General features: G+C 69.6%; 25 protein-coding genes. 10 read left to right on the top strand and 15 right to left on the bottom strand.

The genetic code is table 11. The annotated features are described in order from the left end of the window. Positions 1 to 5 precede the first annotated feature (5 nt). Complete coding sequence (gene rsmA / locus AC1DTW_RS15720; protein ID WP_477982172.1) at positions 6 to 773, top strand: 16S rRNA (adenine(1518)-N(6)/adenine(1519)-N(6))-dimethyltransferase RsmA; 768 nt, start codon at positions 6 to 8, stop codon at positions 771 to 773. A gap of 67 nt (positions 774 to 840) precedes the next feature. On the opposite strand, the gene AC1DTW_RS15715 is transcribed toward rsmA, so the two are convergent. The 4 genes from AC1DTW_RS15715 to AC1DTW_RS15700 all read right to left on the bottom strand — a co-directional run bounded on the left by AC1DTW_RS15715 (position 841) and on the right by AC1DTW_RS15700 (position 4,393). Further along, positions 841 to 969, bottom strand: a complete 129-nt coding sequence (locus tag AC1DTW_RS15715) for a hypothetical protein (RefSeq protein ID WP_477982171.1) — start codon at positions 967 to 969, stop codon at positions 841 to 843. Positions 970 to 1,010: 41 nt separating this feature from the next. After that, positions 1,011 to 1,406, bottom strand: a complete 396-nt coding sequence (locus AC1DTW_RS15710; protein ID WP_477982170.1) for a barstar family protein — start codon at positions 1,404 to 1,406, stop codon at positions 1,011 to 1,013. Positions 1,407 to 1,454: 48 nt separating this feature from the next. Further along, a complete protein-coding gene (locus AC1DTW_RS15705) occupies positions 1,455 to 1,823 on the bottom strand; it encodes a guanyl-specific ribonuclease (RefSeq protein ID WP_477982263.1) in 369 nt (122 codons plus the stop codon). Positions 1,824 to 2,095: 272 nt separating this feature from the next. Beyond that, the gene (locus tag AC1DTW_RS15700; RefSeq protein WP_477982169.1) at positions 2,096 to 4,393 is read right to left on the bottom strand and encodes an NADP-dependent malic enzyme; all 2,298 of its coding nucleotides are present in this window, start codon (positions 4,391 to 4,393) and stop codon (positions 2,096 to 2,098) included. Between the two features lie 202 nt (positions 4,394 to 4,595). Here AC1DTW_RS15700 and thiL point away from each other — a divergent pair, with 202 nt between their 5' ends. The 4 genes from thiL to AC1DTW_RS15680 are packed head-to-tail and all read left to right on the top strand — an operon-like array spanning position 4,596 to position 7,535. Next, a complete protein-coding gene (thiL, locus tag AC1DTW_RS15695) occupies positions 4,596 to 5,555 on the top strand; it encodes a thiamine-phosphate kinase (RefSeq protein WP_477982168.1) in 960 nt (319 codons plus the stop codon). Then, complete coding sequence (locus AC1DTW_RS15690) at positions 5,552 to 6,103, top strand: phosphatidylglycerophosphatase A family protein (protein ID WP_477982167.1); 552 nt, start codon at positions 5,552 to 5,554, stop codon at positions 6,101 to 6,103. Before thiL ends, AC1DTW_RS15690 begins: the two co-directional genes overlap by 4 nt. Further along, positions 6,100 to 6,591 (top strand): CinA family protein, encoded by a 492-nt coding sequence (locus tag AC1DTW_RS15685; RefSeq protein WP_477982165.1) that lies wholly within the window; start codon positions 6,100 to 6,102, stop codon positions 6,589 to 6,591. The genes AC1DTW_RS15690 and AC1DTW_RS15685 overlap by 4 nt, the downstream gene beginning before the upstream one ends. Positions 6,592 to 6,593: 2 nt before the next feature. Further along, the gene (locus AC1DTW_RS15680; RefSeq protein ID WP_477982164.1) at positions 6,594 to 7,535 is read left to right on the top strand and encodes a 2-hydroxyacid dehydrogenase; all 942 of its coding nucleotides are present in this window, start codon (positions 6,594 to 6,596) and stop codon (positions 7,533 to 7,535) included. An 85-nt stretch (positions 7,536 to 7,620) separates the two neighbouring features. Here the strand turns inward: AC1DTW_RS15680 and holA are convergent, their stop codons facing one another. Genes holA through leuS form a run of 3 tightly spaced genes read right to left on the bottom strand, consistent with a single transcriptional unit; the run spans position 7,621 to position 11,943 of the window. Further along, on the bottom strand, positions 7,621 to 8,718 hold the full coding sequence (gene holA, locus AC1DTW_RS15675; RefSeq protein WP_477982162.1) for a DNA polymerase III subunit delta: 1,098 nt from the start codon (positions 8,716 to 8,718) through the stop codon (positions 7,621 to 7,623). Between the two features lie 10 nt (positions 8,719 to 8,728). Then, positions 8,729 to 9,232: an LPS-assembly lipoprotein LptE gene (locus AC1DTW_RS15670; RefSeq protein WP_477982160.1), complete on the bottom strand. Its 504-nt coding sequence runs from the start codon at positions 9,230 to 9,232 to the stop codon at positions 8,729 to 8,731. 11 nt (positions 9,233 to 9,243) lie between these two features. Next, complete coding sequence (gene leuS, locus AC1DTW_RS15665; RefSeq protein ID WP_477982159.1) at positions 9,244 to 11,943, bottom strand: leucine--tRNA ligase; 2,700 nt, start codon at positions 11,941 to 11,943, stop codon at positions 9,244 to 9,246. A 203-nt stretch (positions 11,944 to 12,146) separates the two neighbouring features. Between leuS and AC1DTW_RS15660 the strand changes: the two genes are divergently transcribed. Next, positions 12,147 to 12,995: a DNA ligase gene (locus tag AC1DTW_RS15660; protein WP_477982158.1), complete on the top strand. Its 849-nt coding sequence runs from the start codon at positions 12,147 to 12,149 to the stop codon at positions 12,993 to 12,995. Here the strand turns inward: AC1DTW_RS15660 and AC1DTW_RS15655 are convergent, their stop codons facing one another. Then, positions 12,996 to 13,349, bottom strand: coding sequence for a darcynin family protein (locus AC1DTW_RS15655; protein ID WP_477982157.1), 354 nt, complete (start codon positions 13,347 to 13,349; stop codon positions 12,996 to 12,998). A 115-nt stretch (positions 13,350 to 13,464) separates the two neighbouring features. Here AC1DTW_RS15655 and AC1DTW_RS15650 point away from each other — a divergent pair, with 115 nt between their 5' ends. Then, positions 13,465 to 14,100: a TetR/AcrR family transcriptional regulator gene (locus tag AC1DTW_RS15650; protein ID WP_477982156.1), complete on the top strand. Its 636-nt coding sequence runs from the start codon at positions 13,465 to 13,467 to the stop codon at positions 14,098 to 14,100. After that, entirely contained in the window at positions 14,097 to 14,693 is a 597-nt protein-coding gene (locus AC1DTW_RS15645; RefSeq protein WP_477982155.1) for a DUF1415 domain-containing protein, read from the top strand. The genes AC1DTW_RS15650 and AC1DTW_RS15645 overlap by 4 nt, the downstream gene beginning before the upstream one ends. A 2-nt stretch (positions 14,694 to 14,695) precedes the next feature. On the opposite strand, the gene AC1DTW_RS15640 is transcribed toward AC1DTW_RS15645, so the two are convergent. Beyond that, positions 14,696 to 15,013 (bottom strand): GYD domain-containing protein, encoded by a 318-nt coding sequence (locus AC1DTW_RS15640; RefSeq protein WP_477982154.1) that lies wholly within the window; start codon positions 15,011 to 15,013, stop codon positions 14,696 to 14,698. A 106-nt stretch (positions 15,014 to 15,119) separates the two neighbouring features. Continuing rightward, the gene (locus AC1DTW_RS15635; RefSeq protein WP_477982153.1) at positions 15,120 to 16,565 is read right to left on the bottom strand and encodes an aminotransferase-like domain-containing protein; all 1,446 of its coding nucleotides are present in this window, start codon (positions 16,563 to 16,565) and stop codon (positions 15,120 to 15,122) included. A 175-nt stretch (positions 16,566 to 16,740) separates the two neighbouring features. Here AC1DTW_RS15635 and AC1DTW_RS15630 point away from each other — a divergent pair, with 175 nt between their 5' ends. After that, positions 16,741 to 17,079: a hypothetical protein gene (locus tag AC1DTW_RS15630; RefSeq protein WP_477982151.1), complete on the top strand. Its 339-nt coding sequence runs from the start codon at positions 16,741 to 16,743 to the stop codon at positions 17,077 to 17,079. A 22-nt stretch (positions 17,080 to 17,101) separates the two neighbouring features. After that, positions 17,102 to 18,070: a threo-3-hydroxy-L-aspartate ammonia-lyase gene (locus tag AC1DTW_RS15625; RefSeq protein WP_477982150.1), complete on the top strand. Its 969-nt coding sequence runs from the start codon at positions 17,102 to 17,104 to the stop codon at positions 18,068 to 18,070. 12 nt (positions 18,071 to 18,082) lie between these two features. On the opposite strand, the gene AC1DTW_RS15620 is transcribed toward AC1DTW_RS15625, so the two are convergent. From AC1DTW_RS15620 to AC1DTW_RS15600, 5 genes are all read right to left on the bottom strand, one after another. Beyond that, complete coding sequence (locus AC1DTW_RS15620; protein WP_477982149.1) at positions 18,083 to 19,135, bottom strand: histone deacetylase family protein; 1,053 nt, start codon at positions 19,133 to 19,135, stop codon at positions 18,083 to 18,085. Positions 19,136 to 19,440: 305 nt separating this feature from the next. Then, positions 19,441 to 19,869 (bottom strand): ExbD/TolR family protein, encoded by a 429-nt coding sequence (locus AC1DTW_RS15615; protein WP_477982148.1) that lies wholly within the window; start codon positions 19,867 to 19,869, stop codon positions 19,441 to 19,443. 68 nt (positions 19,870 to 19,937) lie between these two features. Next, positions 19,938 to 20,597, bottom strand: a complete 660-nt coding sequence (locus AC1DTW_RS15610) for a MotA/TolQ/ExbB proton channel family protein (RefSeq protein WP_477982147.1) — start codon at positions 20,595 to 20,597, stop codon at positions 19,938 to 19,940. An 18-nt stretch (positions 20,598 to 20,615) separates the two neighbouring features. Next, positions 20,616 to 21,425 (bottom strand): 4-hydroxy-tetrahydrodipicolinate reductase, encoded by an 810-nt coding sequence (dapB, locus tag AC1DTW_RS15605; protein WP_477982146.1) that lies wholly within the window; start codon positions 21,423 to 21,425, stop codon positions 20,616 to 20,618. After that, positions 21,422 to 21,982, bottom strand: coding sequence for an outer membrane protein assembly factor BamE (locus AC1DTW_RS15600; RefSeq protein WP_477982145.1), 561 nt, complete (start codon positions 21,980 to 21,982; stop codon positions 21,422 to 21,424). The genes dapB and AC1DTW_RS15600 overlap by 4 nt, the downstream gene beginning before the upstream one ends. Between the last annotated feature and the right edge of the window lie 37 nt (positions 21,983 to 22,019).

Here is a 22,019-nt window from a genome sequence, read left to right as displayed (position 1 = left end):
CCACGGTGAAGCACATTGCGCGCAAGCGCTTTGGTCAGCACTTTCTGACCGACGGGGCCGTCCTCGACGCGATCGTCGACGCGATCGACCCGCAACCCGGCGACGCGCTGGTCGAGATCGGACCCGGGCTCGGCGCGCTGACCGATCCGCTGGTCGCGCGCTGCGGCCGCTTGAGCGTCATCGAGCTCGATCGCGACCTGGCCGGGCGGCTGCGCCGCAGGCCCGAGCTCGAGGTGATCGAGGCCGATGTGCTCCAGGTCGATCTCGAGGCGCTGGCGCAACGCCATGACCGCAAGCTGCGCATCGTCGGCAACCTGCCGTACAACATCTCGACGCCGATCCTGTTCCATCTGCTCGGCGCCGTCGATCACGTGCTCGACCAGCACTTCATGCTGCAGAAGGAGGTGGTCGAGCGCATGGCCGCCGCGCCCGGCAGCAAGGATTACGGGCGCCTGAGCGTGATGCTGCAATGGCGTTACGAGATCGAGTCGGTGCTCGACGTGCCGCCGCAGGCGTTCGATCCGCCGCCGCGTGTCGATTCGGCGGTCGTGCGGATGCGGCCGCTCGCGCCTGCGCCGCAGGTCGACGCGGCGCTGCTGGAAGAGCTGGTGCGCGTCGCGTTCTCGCAGCGCCGCAAGGTGCTGCGCAACACGCTCGGCCGCTGGCTCGCCGAACGCGACTTCAGCGGCAGCTTCGAACTGCAGCGGCGCGCCGAGGAGGTGCCGGTCGCAGCCTACCTCGAACTCGCGCGCGCGCTGGCGCCGAAGAAATGACAACGCCCTGCGCAGCTTGCTGCGCAGGGCGTGTCGCGGGTGCGGCCCGTGGCGCGGGAAGCGCGGCTCAGGCCGCGTTCAGCCACATCGCGGTGTCGAAGGCGCTGCTCATCAACGGCATGTTCATGCCGAAGCTGTTGTTCGCGGCGCTCTTCGCGGCCGGCTTGGCGGGCTTGTCGGTAGCGGCGGGGGTCACTTCGGTAGCCCGCTCCCAAGACGCGAGGTCTTGTGAGCGGGCTACTGAAAAGAATAGAAACACCTGAAGGGTATTTTTCGTTCCGCCCAGTAGTCTGCTGCGTCGCGGAAGACGTCGAGCAACTGCTCGCGCGCCTCGCGGTCGAAGCGCGGGTTGTCCGGCAATTGCTCGAGCACGACGACGAACCCCGGCTGCGCCCCCGACTTGTGGACCAGGTCGGTCATGCAGTCGTACAGCGCATCCAGGTTCTTGCCGAAGTGCGGCGGGAACATGAAAGCCTGCGCGATGCCTTCGAGAACGTCCTGCTTGGACTGGGCCGACGTCAGGTTCGCATAGAGGAAATGCTGCTCGGCGCCTTGCGCCGCCTGCATCAGATCTTCGACGCGAAACGCGCGGATCGATTGAACAATGTTCGGACGGACTGTCTGCAACAGCATGGTCACGTTCCTCCTCGGGTCAAGAAAAAAACTCAGACAAAAACCGACTCACGGCGCGATCCGCTGGAAGCTGGCGTAGTGATCGCCGGTGTAGAAACAGGCTTCCGGTTTCGCCGGCGGGTTGCCACCGCAGACGATCCGCCGCGCGCCGCGATCGCGCGAACCGGGCGTCTGGACCGTGTACTCGTGATAGAAGCCGCGCTGCTGGCGCGCCAGCGCCCGTTCGCGGTTGCCGAACACGGCGCCATCCTTGCGATGCGGAAACGGGCCGCCGGCCAGGATCAGCCGATGCGTGGCCTGCGCTTCGACCGGCAACTGCGCCAATGGCACCGATCCGCCCGCTTCCGGGGGGAGGCCTCTGGCCTGGGCGGTACCGGCCGTCAAGACCGCACCCGCCACTGTGACAACCAGCCCCATCTTGCGCAGGGCTTGCCACCACGGTGGCCGACCGGAGAAAAACACGGGGAAATCCCTGAATTCGGAAGCCGCGATGTTACCGAATCGCGCCAAAAACCTCAAGCCTTTGCCTCAAAATGGGGCAATCCGAAGGCCGAATCAGTGAGCGCATACTCCCGCAGCGCCCGTTTCTCCGCAAGGGAGGCCGAGCCTATTCGGGCGCGTGATGCGAAGACTTCCCGGGCGGGAACGGGCTTTGCCCATGCCCTTCGGGTTTCCTTGGGATTGGCGCGTCAGCGCGCCGCGTTGGCGTCGGCCACTGTCAGCGCGGTCATGTTGACGATGCGGCGCACCGTCGCCGACGGCGTCAGGATGTGCACCGGTTGCGCCGCGCCGAGCAGCACCGGGCCGATCGCGATGCCGCCGCCGGCGGCGGTCTTCAGCAGGTTGTAGCTGATGTTCGCGGCGTCGATGTTCGGCAGCACCAGCAGGTTGGCCTCGCCGGTCAGCGCGCTGTGCGGCATCAGTGTCTGGCGATACGTGGCGTCGAGCGCGGTGTCGCCGTGCATCTCGCCGTCGACCTCGAGCCACGGCGCCTGCTGCTGCAACAGCGCCAGCGTGTCGCGCATCTTGACCGCCGAGGGCTGGTTGCTCGAGCCGAAATTGCTGTGCGACAGCAACGCCGCCTTCGGTTGCAGCCCGAAGCGCATCATTTCCTCGGCCGCCATGATGGTGATCTCGGCGAGCTGCTCGGCACTCGGGTCGTAGTTGACGTGGGTGTCGACGAGCATCACCTGGCGTCCGGGCAGCACCAGCCCGTTCATGCAGGCGTAGGTCTTGGTGCCCTCGCGCTTGCCGATCACCTGGTCGATGTAGTGCAGGTGCAGCGCGGTCGTGCCCCAGGTACCGCAGAGCATGCCGTCGACCTCGCCGGTCTTCAGCAGCATCGAGCCGATCAAGGTCAGGCGACGGCGCATCTCGATCTTCGCGAGCTGGGCGGTCACGCCCTTGCGCTCGGTCATGCGGTGGTAGGTCTGCCAGTAGTCGCGGAAGCGGTGATCGTTCTCGGTGTTGACGAGGTCGTAGTCGGTGCCGGCGGCCAGGCGCAGGCCGAACTTCTCGACCCGCTGCGCGATGACCTCGGGCCGCCCGATCAGCGTCGGCCGCGCCAGGCCCTCGTCGACGATGACCTGCACCGCGCGCAGCACGCGCTCCTCTTCGCCCTCGGCGAACGCGACGCGCTTGTTCACGGCGCGCTTGGCCATCGTGAAGATCGGCTTCATCGTCGTGCCCGACGCGTAGACGAAGGTCTGCAGCTTCTCGCGGTAGGCGTCCATGTCGGCGATCGGCCGCGCCGCGACGCCCGAGTCGGCCGCCGCCTTCGCGACGGCCGGCGCGATGCGCATCATCAACCGCGGGTCGAACGGCTTCGGGATCAGGTTGTCGGGGCCGAAGCTCAGCGACTCGCCGGCGTACGCGGCCGCGACGACCTCGTTCTGCTCGGCCTGCGCGAGTTCCGCGATCGCGTGCACCGCAGCGATCTCCATCTCGATCGTGATCGTCGTGGCGCCGGAATCGAGCGCGCCGCGAAAGATGTAGGGGAAGCACAGGACGTTGTTGACCTGATTCGGATAGTCGCTCCGGCCGGTCGCGATGAGCGCGTCGCTGCGCACCTCGAGCACCTCTTCGGGCAGGATCTCCGGGGTCGGGTTCGCGAGCGCGAAGATCATCGGGTTCGGCGCCATCGTCGCGACCATCTGCGGCTTCAGCACGCCGCCGGCCGAGAGTCCGAGGAAGATGTCGGCGCCCTTGATCACGTCGCTCAGCGTGCGGTGTTCGGTCTTCTGCGCGAAGCCGATCTTGTCTTCGTCCATCAGTTCGGTGCGGCCCTCGTAGACGACGCCGGCCAGGTCGGTGACCCAGATGTTCTCGCGCGGCAGGCCGAGCTTCATCAGCAGGCCCAGGCACGCGAGCGCGGCGGCGCCGGCGCCCGAGGTCACGAGCTTGACCTCCTTGATGTGCTTGCCCGAGACCTTCAGGCCGTTCAGCAGCCCGGCGCCGACGACGATCGCGGTGCCGTGCTGGTCATCGTGGAACACCGGGATCTTCATGCGCGCGCGCAGCGCGCGTTCGACATAGAAGCAATCGGGTGCCTTGATGTCCTCGAGGTTGATGCCGCCGAAGGTCGGCTCCAGCGCGGCGATATGGTCGACCAGCTTGTCGAGGTCGTTCTCGGCGATCTCGATGTCGAACACGTCGATGCCGGCGAACTTCTTGAACAGCACGCCCTTGCCTTCCATCACCGGCTTCGACGCGAGCGGGCCGATGTTGCCGAGGCCGAGCACCGCGGTGCCGTTCGTGATCACCGCGACCAGGTTGCCGCGCGCGGTGTAGCGGAACGCATTCGCCGGGTCGGCGACGATCTCTTCGCAGGCATGCGCGACACCGGGCGAATACGCCAGCGCCAGATCGCGCTGGTTCACCATCTGCTTGGTCGCATGGATCGCGATCTTGCCGGGCGTCGGGAACTCGTGATAGTCGAGCGCGTCGCGGCGGAGTTCGGAGGCCTTCTGGTCGGCAGCGGTGGACATGCGGCAGTCTCTGTGTTGGTTGTCGGGGCCGCCCGATCCGCGCGATGGGCGCGCGGCGGTGGGCGCACGATTGTAGAAGTCGGCTGCGCCCAACGACCAGCCGGCGCGAACCCGATAATGCCGATGCCGCATCGCCGCAGGTTCGCGTCGCATGTGCCCCGGCGGTTCACGCCTTCACAACCCCTTCATCGGCCACGACGCCATGCCCCTCGGCGAGTTCGACCTGATCGCGAAGTACTTCACCCGCGCCGTGACCCGTGCGGCACTGGGTGTCGGCGACGACTGCGCGCTGTTCGCGCCGGCGCCGGGCATGCAGCTCGCCGTGTCGAGCGACATGCTGGTCGAGGGCCGGCACTTCCTGCCGACGGTCGCGCCGGATCGGCTCGGGCACAAGGCGCTCGCGGTCAACCTGAGCGATCTCGCGGCCTGCGGCGCGAAGCCGGTCGCGTTCACGCTCGCGCTGGCAATGCCGCGGGTCGACGAGGGCTTTCTCGAAGGCTTCGCGCGCGGCCTGCTCGCGCTCGCCGACGCCCATGCGTGCGAGCTGATCGGCGGCGATACGACCCAGGGGCCGCTGAACCTGTGCATCACGGTGTTCGGCGAGGTGCCGCAGGGCCAGGCGCTGCTGCGCTCGGGTGCGCGGGCCGGCGACGACCTGTATGTCAGCGGCGCGCTCGGCGATGCGCGGCTTGCGCTCGAAGCGTTCCGCGGCACGGTCGTGCTGGCCGGCGACGCGTTCGAGCGCGTGCGCCTCGCGATGGAGCAGCCGCAGCCGCGGGTCGCGCTGGGCCTCGCGCTGCGCGGCATTGCGACGAGCGCGATCGACGTCTCCGACGGCTTGCTCGGCGACCTCGCGCATGTGCTGCGGCGCTCGAATGTCGGCGCCGAGGTGCAGGTCGATGCGCTGCCGCGCAGCGCGGCGCTGCGCGCGTTGCCCGAGGCGCTGCAGCGCACCTGCACGCTGGCCGGCGGCGACGACTACGAACTGGTGTTCACCGCGCCGCCGCGGCATGCGGCGCAGGTCGCGGCGGCCGCGCAGGCGGCGCAGGTGCCCGTCACGCGCATCGGCCGCGTCGACGCCGAGGCCGGCCTGCGGCTCGTCGATCGCGATGGCCGGGCCGTGGCGAACACCTTCGGTGCGTTCGATCACTTCAAGCCATGAGCCCGCCGCCTTCGCTGAACCCGCCCGTCGCGACGGCCGCGCGCAAGCCGGGCTGGCGCTTTCTGCTGTCGCACCCGGCGCACCTGATCGCGCTCGGCTTCGGCAGCGGGCTGTCGCCGGTCGCGCCGGGCACCGTCGGCACGCTGTGGGCCTGGGTCGCGTTCGCGGTGTTGCGGCCGTACCTGAGCGATCCGCAGTGGGCGCTGCTGCTGGCCGGCAGTGCGCTGGTCGGCTGGTGGGCGTGCACGGTCTCGGCACGGGATCTGGCGATCGCCGATCCCGGCGCGATCGTCTGGGACGAGATCCTCGCGTTCTGGCTCGTGCTGTGGCTGGTCACGCCGGCGAGCTTCTGGGCGCAGGCCTGGGCCTTCGGGCTGTTCCGCCTCTTCGACGCCGCCAAGCCCGGCCCGGTCGCCTGGGCCGACCAGTTGTTCAAGCTGCGGCGCGGCATGCCGATCGGTTGGGCGCAGGGTTTCGGCATCCTGTTCGACGATCTCGTCGCGGCGCTGTGCGCGCTGCTCGTGATCGCGTTGTGGAGGTTCTTGTGACGCAGTTCGAATCCCTGGTTCTGGCGCTCGCGCAGGCCTTGCGCGATGCCGACCTGAAGATCGCGACGGCCGAGTCCTGCACCGGCGGCCTGATCGCCGCCGCCTGCACCGCGGTGGCGGGGTCGAGCGACTGGTTCGAGCGCGGCTTCGTGACCTACTCGAACGACGCGAAGACCGAGTCGCTCGGCGTCGATGCACGGCTGCTCGCGGCGCATGGCGCGGTCAGCCGCGAGGCCGCGCTCGCGATGGCGGACGGCGCGCTCGCGCACTCGCGGGCGCAGCTCGTCGTCGCGGTCACCGGCATCGCCGGGCCGGGCGGCGGATCGAGAGACAAGCCGGTCGGCACGGTCTGGCTGGCGCTGGCACGCCGCGGCGGCAGCGCGCAGGCCGAGCTGCTGCAGCTGAGCGGCGACCGCGCGTCGATCCGCGAGCAGACAGTGCGGCACGCGCTCCAGCGCCTGATCGAACGCGTGACGAAGGGACCCTGACGGTGGCGATCCTCGTCGCGGCCGATTTCAGTGCCGAGGATTGGGCCCTCTGGTGGCCGCTGCTGCAGGCGGCGCTGCCGCGAGAACGACTCGTGCGCGAGCGCGATGCCGTGCCGCCCCACGAAATCGAGTTCGCGCTCGTCGCGAACCCACCGGCCGGCAGCCTGCGCGACCTGCCGAAGCTGCGGCTGATCCAGTCGCTGTGGGCCGGCGTCGATCGCCTGCTCGCCGATCCGACGCTGCCGACGCACGTGCCGCTGGCGCGCATGGTCGACCCCGCGATGAACGAGACGATGGCGCAGACCGCGCTGTGGGCCGTGCTGAGCCTGCAGCGCGGCTTCTTCGGCTACGCGGCGCAGCAGCGCGCCGGCCTGTGGCGGCAGCAGCCGCTGCGCCGCGCCGACGAGACGACGGTCGCGGTGCTCGGCCTGGGCCAGATGGGCCGCGCCGTCGCGCAGCGCCTGGCGCAGCAGCGCTATCCGGTGTGCGGTTGGAGCCGCGGCGCGGCTGCGGCGATCGGCAACGGCATCGAGGTTCTGGCCGGCATCACGGCGCTGCCTCGGGCGCTGGCGCAGGCGCACATCGTCGTGAACCTGCTGCCGTTGACGCCCGAGACGCAAGGCCTGTTCGACGCCGCGCGTTTCGCGCACATGCCGCGCGGCGCGTGCCTCGTGAACCTGGCGCGCGGCGCGCATGTCGTCGAAGCGGATCTGCTCGCGGCGCTGGCCAGCGGCCAGCTGCGGCACGCGGTGCTCGATGTGTTCGCGACCGAACCGCTGCCGAGCGCGCACCCGTTCTGGTCGCATCCCGCGGTCACCGTGCTGCCGCATGTCGCGGCGCCGACCGACCCGCGCAGCGCAGCGCCGATCGCGGCGCGCAACCTCATCGCGTGCCGCGCGGGACGGCCGATCGAGCACCTCGTCGATCGGGCGCGCGGCTACTGAGCGCCCCCAGGAAATGTCTTCGACATTCCCGCCCCCAGGGGTCAAGCAAAGTGGCGAAGCCACATTTGCTTGAGAACCGGCCCGATCAGGCCTCCAGCGCGAGCCGCTGCACCACGACCCGCCCGCGCCCGGCTGCCGGCGCCGCCGACGTGTGCTGAACCAGCATCAGCACCAGGCGCCGCAGGCCGTCCCACGGGTCGGTCGGCCAATCCGGGTGCTTCAGGCCCTTGACCAGCCCATCGCAGACCTGCGCGGCCTCGAGCAGGTGCGCGACCGTGTGCTCGGTCAGCAGCGGCACGACGCGCTCGAACAGCCGCTCCTTCGCGCCCCAGACACGGCCCTCGCGCAGCGCCACCGGCATCGGCTTGCCCCCCGCCACCGCGTCCTTCACGCGTTTCAGCGCGCGGATGTCTTCGGTCAGCGTCCAGTGCACCAGCACCGCCGCCTCGCCTTCGGCCTGCAGCCCGTCGAGCATGCGCAGCGCGCGCGCAACCTGGCCGGCGAGCACTGCCTCGCCGAGCTTGAAGACGTCGTAGCGTGCAACGTTCAGCACCGCCGCCTCGATCTGCTCGAAGCCGAGCTCGCCGGCCGGGTAGAGGAGCCCGAGCTTCTGGATCTCCTGGTGCGCGGCGAGCAGGTTGCCCTCGATGCGATCGGCGAAGAACCCGAGCGTGCGCTGGCCCGCCTCGCCGCCCTCGGCGCGCTGGCCCTGCTGCGCGAGGCGCTGGGCGATCCACTGGGGCAGCGCTTTGCGATCGATCGGGTCCACACGCACGGTCACGCCGGCACCATCGAGTGCGCTGAACCACGCGCTGCTCTGCTGCGTGCGATCGAGCTTCGGCAGCTGCACCAGCGTGATCACGTCGTCGCCGAGGCTGTCGCAGTAACGTTGCAGCGCTTCCGAGCCGTCCTTGCCGGGCTTGCCCGACGGGATGCGGATCTCGATCAGCTGCCGCTCGGAGAACAGGCTCAGCGCCATCGACGCGCCGAGCAACCCGCTCCAGTCGAAGTGCGCGCCGGCGACGGTGTGGACCTGGCGCTCGCTGCAGCCACTGGCGCGGGCCGCGGCGCGGATCGCGTCGCCGGCCTCCTGCGCGAGCAGCGGCTCGTCGCCCCACACGGTGTAGATCGGACGCAGGCCGTTGCGCAGGTGGGCGGCGAGCTGGTCGGCGCGGAGTTGCATCGTCGCGGGCTCAGAAGGTCTGGACCGAGGCGAGCCGGCGCATCACCTGCGAGACGATGTCGCTCTGCATCGTGCGGTACAGGAAGTTCTCTTCCTGCTCCTTCGCGAGCGCGGCGCTCTCGGTGTAGCTCAGGTCGCGGTTCTGCAGGATCTCGGTGCGCGGGATCAGCTCGCGCCCGCTGCTGCTGCGCAGCCGGAAGCTGAAGCGTTCGCGCAGCTGGAACTCGGTGACCTGCCCGACCGAGTTGCTCGCGACGACGACCTTCTCGCGCACGTCCTCGAGCGCCTCGAGCACGACCTGCGCCTGCGCGACGCCCTCGACGACCTGCGTCGTCGTGCTCGCGTTGATGTTCATGCGCAGTTCGTCGGCCAGCGGCGAGCGCGGCTTGAAGTTCGCCAGCTGGATCGCGCGGAACTTCATCTCGGGTGCGCGGCGCAGCTCGAAGCCGCAGCCGGGCAGGGCAGCGACCAGCGGCAGCACCGCCGCGGTCAGAAGGTGGCGGCGGGTCCGCATCGTTCGCACGCTCAGACCACGATGTTGACGAGCCGGCCCGGCACGATGATCACCTTCTTCGCGCGCTTGCCCTCGGCGAACTTGATGAACTCCGGGCTCTTCAGCGCGACCGCCTCGATCGTGTGCTTGCCGGCGTCGGCCGCGACGCGGATGCTGCCACGCAGCTTGCCGTTGACCTGCAGCACGAGCTCGATCTCGTCCTGCACCAGCGCGGCCTCGTCGACCTGCGGCCAAGGCGCATCGAGCAGGTCGCCGAGCACGGCCTCGAAACCGAGTTCGGTCCACAGCGCGTGCGTGATGTGCGGCGCGGCCGGGTACAGCGCACGCAGCAGGATGCCGACGCCTTCGCGCAATGCCGCGGCATCTGCCGGCGAGGCCGCGAGTTTCGCGGCCTCGAGCGCATTCAGCAGCTTCATCGCGCCGGAGACGACGGTGTTGTACTGCAGCCGGTCGTAGTCGTGGCTGATCTGGCGCAGCAGCAGGTGCACCTCGCGGCGCAGTGCCTGCGCGGCGTCGCTGACACCTTCGAAGTCGCCGCCCGCGCTGCGGATCGCTTCGGCGTGCTTGAACGCGAAGTTCCACACGCGCCGCAGATAGCGGTACGCGCCCTCGGCCCCCGAATCGGACCAGTTCGCGCTCTGGTCCGGCGGGGCGGCGAACATCGTGAACAGCCGCGCGGTGTCGGCGCCGAATTTCGCGATGATGTCGCGCGGCTCGACGACGTTGTTCTTCGACTTCGACATCTTCTCGATGCCGCCCAGCATCACGGGCTGGCCATCTTCGATCAGCGTCGCGCCGGTCGGATGGCCCTTGTCGTCGTAGCTGACGCTGACCTCGCTCGGGTAGAACCACTGCAGCTTGCCGTCGCCGTTGCCGGAGGCGTCGCGGTAGAACGACTCGTTCAGCAGCATGCCCTGCGTGAACAGCTTCTTGAACGGCTCGCCGTGATCGACCAGGCCGAGGTCGCGCATGGCCTTGGTCCAGAAGCGCGCGTACAGCAGGTGCAGCACCGCGTGCTCGATGCCGCCGATGTACTGGTCCATCGGCGTCCAGTAGGCGTTGCGGGCGTCGACCATCGCATCGGCACTGTCGGGGCAGGTGTAGCGCATGAAGTACCAGGCCGAATCGACGAAGGTGTCCATCGTGTCGGTCTCGCGCCGCGCCGGCTGGCCACAGCTCGGGCAGGCGACGTTCAGGAACGCCTCGCTCTTGTTCAGCGGGTTGCCCGAACCGTCGGGGATCAGGTCTTCGGGCAGCACGACCGGAAGGTCCTTCTCGGGCACCGGCACGACGCCGCACCCCGGGGTAGGGCCCCCGGGACCCATGGACCCTGCGCAGTGGATGATCGGGATCGGCGTGCCCCAGTAGCGTTGGCGGCTGATGCCCCAGTCGCGCAGCCGCCAGGTCGTCTTCTTGCCGCCCAGGCCCTTGTGCTCGAGCGCCGCCGCGATCGTGTCGATCGCGACCTGGTAGGCCAGGCCGCTGTAGATGTCGGAGTTGATGGTCACGGCGCGCTCGCCGCCGGTGTCCTTCAGCGCGTACCAGTCCTGCCAGTGGTCGTAGGTGAAGTGCGGCTCGCCGTCGACGTGGATGACCTGCAGGATGTCGATGCCGTATTTCTTCGCGAACGCGAAATCGCGCTCGTCGTGCCCCGGCACGCCCATCACCGCGCCGTCGCCGTAGCCCATCAGCACGTAGTTGCCGATCCAGACCGGGATCGGCTCGTGCGTCAGCGGGTGCTCGACGACCAGGCCGGTCGCGATGCCCTTCTTCTCCTGCGTCGCGATCTCGGCTTCGGTCGTGCCGCCGGTCTTGCACTCGGCAATGAACGCCGCGATCTCGGGGTGGCCCTGGGCAGCGTGCAGCGCGATCGGGTGCTCGGGCGCGACGGCGCAGAAGGTCACGCCCATGATCGTGTCGGCGCGGGTCGTGAAGACCCACAGCTTGCCGTCGTCGATCAACGCGCCGTCATGGCCGGCGATGCGGTGCGTGAACGCGAAGCGCACGCCTTCGCTCTTGCCGATCCAGTGCTCCTGCATCAGGCGCACGCGCTCGGGCCAGCCGTGCAGGTAGTCGGGGTCGGTCGGGTCGGCGACGTTGGCGAGCAGCTCGTCGGCGTAGTGCGTGATCGCCAGGTAGTAGCCCGGGATCTCGCGCTTCTCGACCAACGCGCCGCTGCGCCAGCCGCGCCCGTTCTCGACCTGCTCGTTGGCCAGCACGGTCTGGTCGACCGGGTCCCAGTTGACGACCTGCGTCTTGCGGTACGCGATGCCCTTCTCGAGCATCTTCAGGAAGAACCACTGGTTCCATCGGTAGTAGCCGGGGTCGCAGGTCGCGATCTCGCGCGACCAGTCGAACGCCAGGCCGAGCGGCTGCATCTGCGCCTTCATCTCGGCGATGTTGCTGCGCGTCCAGGTGGCGGGCGCGATGTTCTTGTCGATCGCCGCGTTCTCGGCCGGCAGCCCGAAGGCGTCCCAGCCCATCGGCATCAGCACGTTCATGCCCTTCATGCGCAGCTGGCGCGTGAGCATGTCATTGATCGTGTAGTTGCGCACATGGCCCATGTGCAGCTTGCCGCTCGGGTACGGCAGCATCGAGCAGGCGTAGTACTTCGGGCGGCTCGTGTCCTCGACGACACGGTAGGCGTCCGCAGCGCTCCAGGCCGCCTGCGCGGAACGCTCGATCTCGTCGGGTTTGAAGTCGGGAGTCATGGAGTCGCGCAGAGGGCGCTTGAAACGATTGGTGTCGATTATAGGAAGCGGGTATCGCTTCGATGCGCGCGGCGCGGCGCTGTGACGTTTGGCAACGAAGCCGGGCCCCCGTTTGGGCGCCCCCGCGATCGGCCCTTCGGACGGATGGCGGTCCAGTGTCGGCCGCACGACCATCGTCGCACCCCACCACGAGGACCGCCACCATGCCTGCATCGCGCCGTCACCTGCTCGTCACCCTGCTTGCTGCGACGCTGCCGTGGCCCCGCGCCGCGGTCGCGGCCGCGCCGGCGTTGCCGCTGCTCGGCGTCTGGTCCGATGCGCTCGAGCCCGCCGGCTACCTGGTCAGCGAGAAGTACGACGGCGTGCGTGGCGTGTGGGACGGCAACACGCTGCGTCATCGCAGCGGCCGCGCCATCCCGGCACCGGCCTGGTTCGTCGCGCAGCTGCCGCCCGAGCCGCTCGACGGCGAACTGTGGCTGGCCCGCGGGCGCTTCGACGAACTCTCGGGCATCGTGCGGCGCGAGCAGCCGGTCGATGCCGAGTGGCGCCGGCTGCGCTACATGGTGTTCGAGCTGCCGGGCGCACCGGGCAGTTTCGCCGAGCGCGCACGGCGCATCGGAGAGATCTGCCGACAGCGCGCGGCGCCGCAGATCGTCGCGGTCGATCAGGCGCCCGTCGCCGATCGCGATGCGCTGCGCGTGCGCCTGCGGCAGACCGTCGCCGGGCACGGTGAAGGGCTGGTGCTGCACCGCGCCGACGCGCCATACCGCGTCGGCCGCAGCGATGTGATCCTGAAACTGAAGCCGGCGCTCGACAGCGAGGCGACCGTCATTGCGCACCACGCCGGCCGCGGCAAGCACGAGGGCCTGCTCGGCGCGCTCGAGGTGCGTGCGCCCGATGGTCGCCGGTTCCTGGTCGGCAGCGGCCTGAGCGACGCGCAACGCCGCATGCCGCCACCGATCGGCAGCGTGGTCACCTACCGGTACCGCGATCTGACGAGCAGCGGGCTGCCGCGCTTCGCGAGCTTTCTGCGCGTGTACACGGCGCTGTGATCACAGCATCAGCGCCGCGTAGGGCAACTGCTCGGCGGCGGAATCGATCGCGTCGTCCGCGACGCCGGTGATGACCTCGACGATCTCGAACAACGGCGCGCTGAAGAACGGCAGCCCGTGCAGCGCCTCGATGGCAGCGCGGTATTGCTCGGGGTCGCGGGCCTCCCAGACGACCACGTCGCTGCATCGCCCATCGGCGGCGCCGGTCTCGTAGTGGCTCATGCGCAGGTCGGGGTAGCCATTGAAGATCATGCTCAGGACCTCGTCGAACACCTCGCGACGGGCGGCGGCATCGAGCTCGCGCCAGCGTCGGGTGGCGGCGAGCAGCATGAAGAATGTGCAGGGCTGGGTCATGCGAATGTCCACAGGTTCGGGTCGGGGTGGTTGACGGGCATGCCGTCGTGACCGAGACTATGCGAGCTTTTGCTCGCATTGAATACTCGCATTCGAATCAACCCTTCGGCCAACGATGAACACTGCACTTTCCCCGCGCAAGTCGCCGCGCCAGTCGCGCTCGGCCGTGACGGTGACCGCGATCCTCGACGCCACGGCTCGCATTCTGGTCGAGCGCGGTTACGCAGCGACCAGCACGAACGCGGTCGCCGAGCGCGCCGGTGTCAGTGTCGGCTCGCTGTACCAGTACTTCCCGAACAAGGATGCGCTGATCGCCGCGCTGCACACCCGCCACGTCGAGCAGATGAGGGCCGTGATCGAGGGCGCGCTGGCGCGCGCGATGGACGTGGGCATCGATGACGGCCTCGCCGAGATCGTCGAGGCGGCCGTCGAGGCGCACCGCATCGACGCCGACCTGCATCGCGTGCTCGAACAGCAGCTCTCGGGGCTCGGCGTCGTCGACGCGCACGACAAGTTCGACGCGGTGTTGCAGGATCGCGTCGTCGCGCTGCTGGCGCGCCACCGCGCGGTGCTGGCCGTGAGCGACCTGCGCCTCGCCGCATTCATGCTGGTGCACAGCATGCATGGGCTGGTTCACACCATCGTCGCGACGCGCCCGCGAGGCGTGTCGTTGAAGACTGCGACCGCCGAGATCGTGCAGATGGCGCGCGCCTATCTGACGACGCCTTGCGCAGCGAAGGCGCTCGCGTGACAACGGCCGCCGATCGCGGGGCCGGGCAGACGCGCGCAGAGCGCGCGGTGGCCGAAACCCGTGCCTGGGTGCAGCGCGCAGTCGTCGGCCTCAACCTGTGCCCGTTCGCGAAGGCACCGCTCGTGAAGGGCCAGATCCGCTTCGCCATCTGCGAGGCCGACGACCCGCGCACGTTGCTCGACGCGCTGTGCGCCGAGATGAACGCGCTGGCGCGGGCCGACCCGGCAGAGCGCGAGACGACGCTGCTGGTCCACCCGAACGTGCTGGTCGAGTTCGACGCGTTCAACGACTTCCTCGATGCCGCCGAGGCCACGCTCGACGACCTCGGCCTCGATGGCGTGCTGCAGATCGCGAGCTTCCACCCGCGCTACCGCTTCGCCGGCACCGACACCGACGACCTCGGCAACGCGACGAACCGTTCGCCATACCCGACGCTGCACTTGCTGCGCGAGGCCAGCATCGAGCGCGCGGTCGATTCGTTCCCCGAGACCCAGACGATCTACGAGAACAACATCGCGACGCTCGAGAAGCTCGGCGCCGAGGGCTGGTCGGCGCTGCAGGCGCAGTGTCGGCGGGATGCGGCGGGTGGGTAGGCTCAGCTCAGTCCGCTGACCAGCTTGCGCATCTCGGTGGCCGTGAAGCCGCGCAAGGTCTGCGTGCGCACGTTGCCCAGCGCGGCTATTTTCATGTTCAACGTCGCGACGGCCTCTTCGTTGCCTTCGACGACCAGCACCAGGTCGTACGCGCCGAGCGTCCAGTGCACGCTCTTGACCGAGACGCCGGCGCTCTCCGCGAGGGACTTGAACGCCTCGAAGCGCTCGGGCGAGTTCTTGATGGCGCGCGCGCCCTGTTCGGTGAAATTCGCGAGTGTGATGTAGCTGGCCATGATGATCGTCTCCAGAGCGACGGTCATCTTCTCGGGGCTAGCGGCAGTGTCGAGGATGGCCGTCAGTGCCTCGAACCGTCGACCGTGCAGCATGCGCCGGCGTCGAAAAAGTGTAGGCGGCGAGCCGTGAATATCAAGCCGCGGCGATGATCGTCGCGAGTTCCTTCAGGCCTTGATCGGTCGCGTGCGTGAACGGCGTGCCGCAGCTGATCCGCATGAAGTCGTCGAAGCGCGTCGAATTCGAGAACAGGCTGCCGGGCGCGATGCGGATGCCGCGCGCGAGCGCGGCTTCGAACACGCGTTGCGACGAGCGCCGCTCCGGCAGCTCGACCCACAGCAGCATGCTGCCGCTCGGCACGCTCAGGCGCGTGCCGGCGGGGAAGTGCGTCGCGATCGCGTCGGCCATCTGCTCGCGCTGGCGCTTCAGCAGCCGGCGCAGCCGCGCGAGGTGCCGGTCGTGCGCGCTCGATGCGATGAACTCGGCCATCGCGATCTGCGACAACGCCTCGTTCGCGCGGCTCTGCGCGTACTTCAGCATCTCGACGCGCGCCTGCCAGCGCCCGCCGGTCATCCAGCCCAGGCGCATGCCGGGCGCGAGCGTCTTGCGCAGCGACGCGCAGTGGATCACGTTGCCGGTCTGGTCCCAGCTTTTCAGTGCCTTCAGCGGCACATCGTCGGCCGCGAACGCGCTGTAGGTGTCGTCCTCGATCAGCGGCACCGCGTGCTGCTCGCACAGCGCGACCAGGCGCGCCTTGGCGTCGTCCGGCATCGTGCAGCTCAGCGGGTTCTGCAGGTTCGGCACGACGACGAGGGCCTTGATGCCCGAGTGCGTCCGCAGCGCGAACTCGAGCGCGTCGATCGACAGGCCGCTGCTCGGGCTGGTCGGGATCTCGAGTGCGCGCAGGCCCAGGCTTTCGAGGACCTGCAGCAGCCCGTAGTAGGTCGGCGACTCGACCGCGACCGTGTCGCCGGGTTGTGTGACCGCACGCAGCGCGATGTTCAGCGCCTCGATGCAGCCGTGCGTCACGACGATCTGGTCCGGCGCGAGCTGCATGCCGGCATCGAGCGCCCGGCGCGCGATCGCGGCGCGCAGCCCGGCCTCGCCGTTCGGCGCGACCGGGCGCACCAGCAGGCCAGGGTCGCGGCGCAACGCGCGGATCGCGGCGCGCTGCAGCTCGGCGCCCGGGTAGGCCTCGGGCGCCGCGTAGGTCGCCGCGAAGTCGACGCGCACCGGGTGGCGCTCGCTCATCGCGACGAACTGCGAGACGCGGTCGTGGACGCCGACGTACTGCGCCGGGTCGAGTGCGCGCTTCGGATCGGGCTCGCCGACCGGCGGAATCAGCGCGCGGCGCGGCGTCAGCACGAAGTAGCCCGAGCGCGGCCGTGCTTCGAGCAGGCCTTCGTCCTCGAGGCTGCGGCAGGCCTGCAGCGCCGTCGACAGGCTGACCTGGTGCAGCCGCGTCAACGCGCGCACCGAGGGCATCGCCGCGCCCGGCGCCAGCGCGCCCGACTGGATCGCGCCGCGGTAGTGACGGGCAATGCGGGCGTAGAGCGGGGGCGACGGTGCTTGCGTTTCCATGGGCTTTGTGAGGCGGCGAGGGCCGCTGGCGGATCGGAACAGATGCCGGCACATCGAACCGGAACAGCGGCTCGCGGCGGCCGCTGATCGCCTGCGCCGCGCGGCTGGTTGTGCCTGTCGCGCGACCGGCTCGCTGCGTATTCTCGTTGCACATCGACGCTTCGAGAGACCGAACATGGATTCTGACCACGGCTTGACCTTGGCGCGCGGCGCCTGCCGGATGTGGTGCGCCGCCGCAGGGACCGAATTGACCGCTGTGCGCGGCTCGGCGCGCATCACGGAAGCCTGCCGACCGGTGGCCGACCACACGGTGAGCCGCAGCACCCCGCTCGATCCGGGCCGGCCGCATCGAATCGAAGACCCGGGCTGGATCACGGTGAGCGCGATGACCGACTGCGAGCTGCGGGTGCGCGCCATGACGCCGGTCGCGCCCACACGTACCTGGCACGCATGGCGGCGCATGATGGCGGCGCTGCGCTCCACGCTGGCCGTGGCACCCGGCCGAACTCTCTGAAACCTCTATCGCTTCCGACGCCATGCTTCAATTCACCGACATCGAACTCGCTGCCGCCCGCATCCGCGGCGTGGCCCATCGCACCCCGGTGCTGAGCTCGCGCACGCTCGATGCGATCCTCGGCACGCAGGTCTTCATGAAGGCCGAGAACCTGCAACGCATGGGCGCGTTCAAGTTCCGCGGCGGCTACAACGCGGTGAACGCCCTCGGCGATGCGCAGCGCGCCCGCGGCGTGGTCGCGTTCTCGTCGGGCAACCACGCGCAGGCAGTCGCGCTCGCGGCGCAGCTGCACGGCTGCCGCGCGACGATCGTGATGCCGCACGACGCGCCGGCACTGAAGCTCGCCGCGACGCGCGGCTATGGCGCCGAGGTGGTGCTGTACGACCGCTACCAGGAAGATCGCGCGGTGATTGCGAAACGGCTCGTCGACGAGCGCGACGCGACGCTGATCCCGCCGTTCGACGACCTCGCGGTGATGGCCGGGCAGGGCACCGCCGCGCAGGAGCTGATCGAGGAGGTCGGCGCGCTCGACGCGCTGATCGTCCCGGCCGGCGGCGGCGGCTTTCTGTCGGGCTGCACGGTCGCGGCCAAGCACCTGCTGCCGCAGGTCCGCGTCTTCGGTGCCGAGCCGACGCGTGGCAACGACATGCAGCAGTCGCTGCGCAGCGGCCGCATCGTCAGCATCGACGTGCCGCGCACGATCTGCGACGGGCAGCAGACGCAGTCGGTCGGCCGGCATCCGTTCGAGGTCATCCAGGTGCTCGTGACCGATGTGCTGACGGTCTCCGACCCGGCCGTGGTCGATGCGATGCGCTTCGCGTTCGAGCGCATGAAGATCGTGCTCGAACCGTCGGGTGCCTGCGCGCTCGCGGCGCTGATGACGCACGCCGCGCAGTTCGAAGGTCAGCGCGTCGGCATCATGCTGTCGGGTGGCAACATCGGGCTCGATCGCTTCGTCGCGCTGGTTTCGGGTGCCGAGAAGGTCGACTGAGGAGGTTGAGGATCAACTCGCGGAGAAGCCTTCCAGCACGTTGACGGTGTTGACGCCGACCTCGGCGACCGCGTACCCGCCCTCGAACACGAACACCGTCGGCAGCTTCGCGCCGGCGATGTCGCGGCCGACGTGCAGGTAGTCGGCGCTGCGCAGACGGAAACCCGAGATCGGGTCGCCCTCGAAGGTGTCGACGCCGAGGGAGACGACGAGCGCGTCGGCGCCGAACAACGCGATCGCGTCGAGCCCGGCGCGCAGCGCTGCGCGCCAGCGCGCGAAGTCGGTGCCGCGCGGCAGTGGCAGGTTCAGGTTGAAGTCGGCGCCGGAACCGGCGCCGTGCTCGTCGGCGTGGCCGAGAAAGAACGGGTACTCGGTGCGCGGGTCGCCGTGGATCGACACGGTCAGCACATCGCGGCGCGCATAGAAGATCGATTGCGTGCCGTTGCCGTGGTGGTAGTCGACATCCAGCACCGCGACACGCTCGGCCCCGGCGTCGCGCAGCGCCTGCGCCGCGAGCGCGGCGTTGTTCAGGAAGCAGTAGCCGCCGAAAAAACCCGCGCCCGCGTGGTGGCCCGGCGGACGGGTCAGCGCGAATGCAGCGCGATGCGCGCCGCTGCCGATCGCGCGCGCCGCCGCGATCGCGCAGGCCGCGCCGGCGCGCGCCGCGACCCAGCTGCCGGCCGTCAGCGGCGTGCCGGCGTCGAACGAGAACAGACCCATGCGTGCCGCGAAGTTGTCGGGCAGCAGATCGAAGCGCATGCCCGGCGCCGGCCAGACCGACGGCAGCGCGTCGCGCCCGGCGTTGTCGGGATCGAGCGCGACCCAGTCGCGCCACGCGTGCGCCAGGAAGTGCAGGTAGCGCGCATCGTGGATGCGCGCCAGCGCGGCATCCAGCGCGGCGTCGTCGTCGCCCGGCACAGCCAGCGGACCGAGCGCGCGGCGCTGCAGCTCGACGAGCACATGATCGAGCCGCGCGGCGGTCTCATGGCAGGGCACGAGCCGGCCGCGGAACATCTCGTGGCGCCCCTGATGCAGGCGGTGGTGCGGGTTGTGGATCGTCAGCATCGTGCCAGTGTGCGTTGTGAAGGGCGGACTCGACCGGAACTCGCTTAAGATTTTGGTTTCAACTCTTGCATCAGCTCCATGACGTCCAGACTTTCCGCCGCAATGCTGTCGGCCGGCGTGCTCATGGCCGGTTGCGCTGCTCCGACGAGCAACACCGTACAGGCCACGCGCGATGAGCCCGTATACCGTACCGGCTCGAACATCCCAGTCCGCAACGCGACGCCACTGACGGCGGAAGAGAAAGAAAGGCAGGCCGAAGCGGCGCGCAGTGCGCTGAAGTCTTCGCCGGCCCCCGCAGTGAACCGCTAGGGTCGGTTCGTGCCGGCGGGCTCGGTGACGAAGCCGATCCGGTTCAGGCCGGCCTTCTGCACGATGCCGATCAGCTCGGCGACGCGCCCGTAGGGCACGCCCTTGTCGGCGCGCAGCTGCACCTCGGTCTTCGGGTTCTTGCGCGCGGTGTCGAGCACCCGCGCCGCGAAGGCCGCAGGGTCGAGCACCTCGTCGCCGAAGAAGAGCTGACCCTGCGGGTCGAGCGCGACGCTGATGAACTGCGGCGCGTCGTTCGGCTGCGCCGCATCGGCCTTCGGCAGCTCGAGCTTCAGGCTCGAGCTCATCAACGGCGCGGTGATCATGAAGATCACCAACAGCACCAGCATCACGTCGATCAGCGGCGTCATGTTGATGTCGCTCATCGGCGACGGCCGGTTGCTGCGCTCGAGGCGACCGAAGGCCATACTCGACAGGCCTCAGCCGGCGCGTGGCCCTTGGGGGCAGGAGCGAAGCGACGCGGGGGCTGCTGACATCAGCTGCGGCTCGCGTCGAGCACCATCTCGCGCAGGTCGTGTGCGAAGCCTTCGAGTTCGGCCTCGCTGCTCGCGACCATCTTGCCGAAGATGTTGTAGGCGAGCACCGCGGGAATCGCGACCGCGAGACCGGCGGCCGTCATCACCAGCGCCTCGCCGACCGGGCCGGACACGCGTTCGATCGACATCGAGCCGGCGACCGAGATGCCGACCAGCGCATGGTAGATGCCCCACACCGTGCCGAACAGCCCGATGAACGGCGCGGTGCTGCCGATCGACGCGAGCAGCACCTGGCCGAACTGCAGCTGCGCGAGCACGCCGTGCAGGGCATCGCGCAGGCGCCGCGTGAGTTGCGAGTCGGCATGACCCTTCGCCTCGAGCGTGCCGTCGGGCGGTGTCGCGACGGCGGCGGCGAGCAACGGAGACAGCGCGCTTTCGCGATCGAAGGCGAGCAGCGCTTCGCGCCCGGCCTCGATCGCCGGCGCGGCCCAGAATGCCGGCACGGCGCGTTCGATGTCACGGCGCACGCGCCGCAGCAGCCAGCCCTTCCAGAAGATCACGACCCAGGCGCTGACCGACATCAGCAGCAGCAGCGCTGCAACGCTGCGCGTCACCGCGTCGCCCTGGGTCCAGAAATTCGCCATGCCACCTGGGTCCATCACGTCATCATCGCGCCGTCACCGAGTACCGAGCACGTCGTCCATGCCGAACAACCCGCTCGCGCGATCGGCGAGGAAGCGCGCTGCGCGCAGCGCACCCTGGGCGTAGGTCGAGCGGCTGCCGGAGCGGTGCGTGATCTCGATGCGCTCGCCAATGCCGGCGAACAGCACGGTGTGATCGCCGACGATGTCGCCGCCGCGCACGGTCGCGAAGCCGATCGTCGACGGGTCGCGCGCGCCGGTGATGCCTTCGCGGGCGTAGACGGCGCAGGCCTTCAGGTCGCGGCCGAGCGCGGCGGCGACGACCTCGCCCATCTTCAGCGCCGTGCCGCTGGGCGCATCGACCTTGTGGCGGTGGTGCGCCTCGACGATCTCGATGTCATAGCCTTCGTTCAGCGCGCGCGCCGCGATGTCGAGCAGCTTCAGCATCACGTTGACGCCGACGCTCATGTTCGGCGCCATCATGATCGCGGTGTGCGTCGCGTGCTCGGCGATCCGCGCCTTCTGCGCATCGTTGAAGCCGGTCGTGCCGATCACGCACTTGACGCCGAGCTCGCGGCAGACCGCGAGGTGCGCGAGCGTACCTTCCGGCCGCGTGAAATCGATCAGCACCTGTGCATTCGCCAGGCCGGTACGCAGGTCGGCGGTGATCGGCACGCCGCTGGCGCGGCCGAGGAAGGCGGCGGCGTCCTGGCCGAGCGCCGCGCCGCCGGCAACATCGAGCGCGCCGGCGAGTTGCATGTCGTCGGCCGCGGCGATCGACTCGATCAACATCCGGCCCATGCGGCCCGAAGCGCCGGCCACCGCGACGCGGATCAATCCGCTCATGAGTTCGGTTCGAGCGGGGGGTACGCGCGTGTCGGACCGACCGGTTCGACCGCGGCGGCAGCAGCGGCCGGCTTGGCGGGCGCCGGCAGCGCCTTCATCTGCTCCGGCGTCAGTTCCAGCGCCGGCGCGTTGCGCGAGGTCTTGAAGGTGTCGATCGACGCGACGAACTCGCGCTCGGACGGCAGCGCGCCGCCGGTGTCGATGCTTTTGAAGGTGTCGCCCGCGAACAGCACGACGACGCGGCGCGCCTGCGGCTCGGCGCCCTGGCGGCGGATCGTGAAGACGTAATCCCAGCGGTCGACATGGAACACGTCGGCGACCAGTGGCGAGCCGAGCACATCGCGTACCTGCGCGCGGTTCATGCCCGGCTTGATCGCCGCGGCCTGCTCGCTGGTGATGACGTTGCCCTGCACGACCTCGACCTTGTACGGCGTGACGACCCCGAGGAAGCGGTCGGTCGACCCGTTCAGCGACGGCAGTGACGGCAGGTGCTGGCAGCCCGTCAGGCCGATGGCGCCCACCAGGGTGACGGCGCGAAAAAACGATGACAGGGACATGGTGCGGACCGGGCGCCCCGGGGATGAGCGCCAACCT

The organism is Rhizobacter sp. P5_A1 (assembly GCF_056400745.1).
Note: the sequence above shows the minus strand (reverse complement) of the source record. Positions and strands in the feature narration are given on the sequence as shown.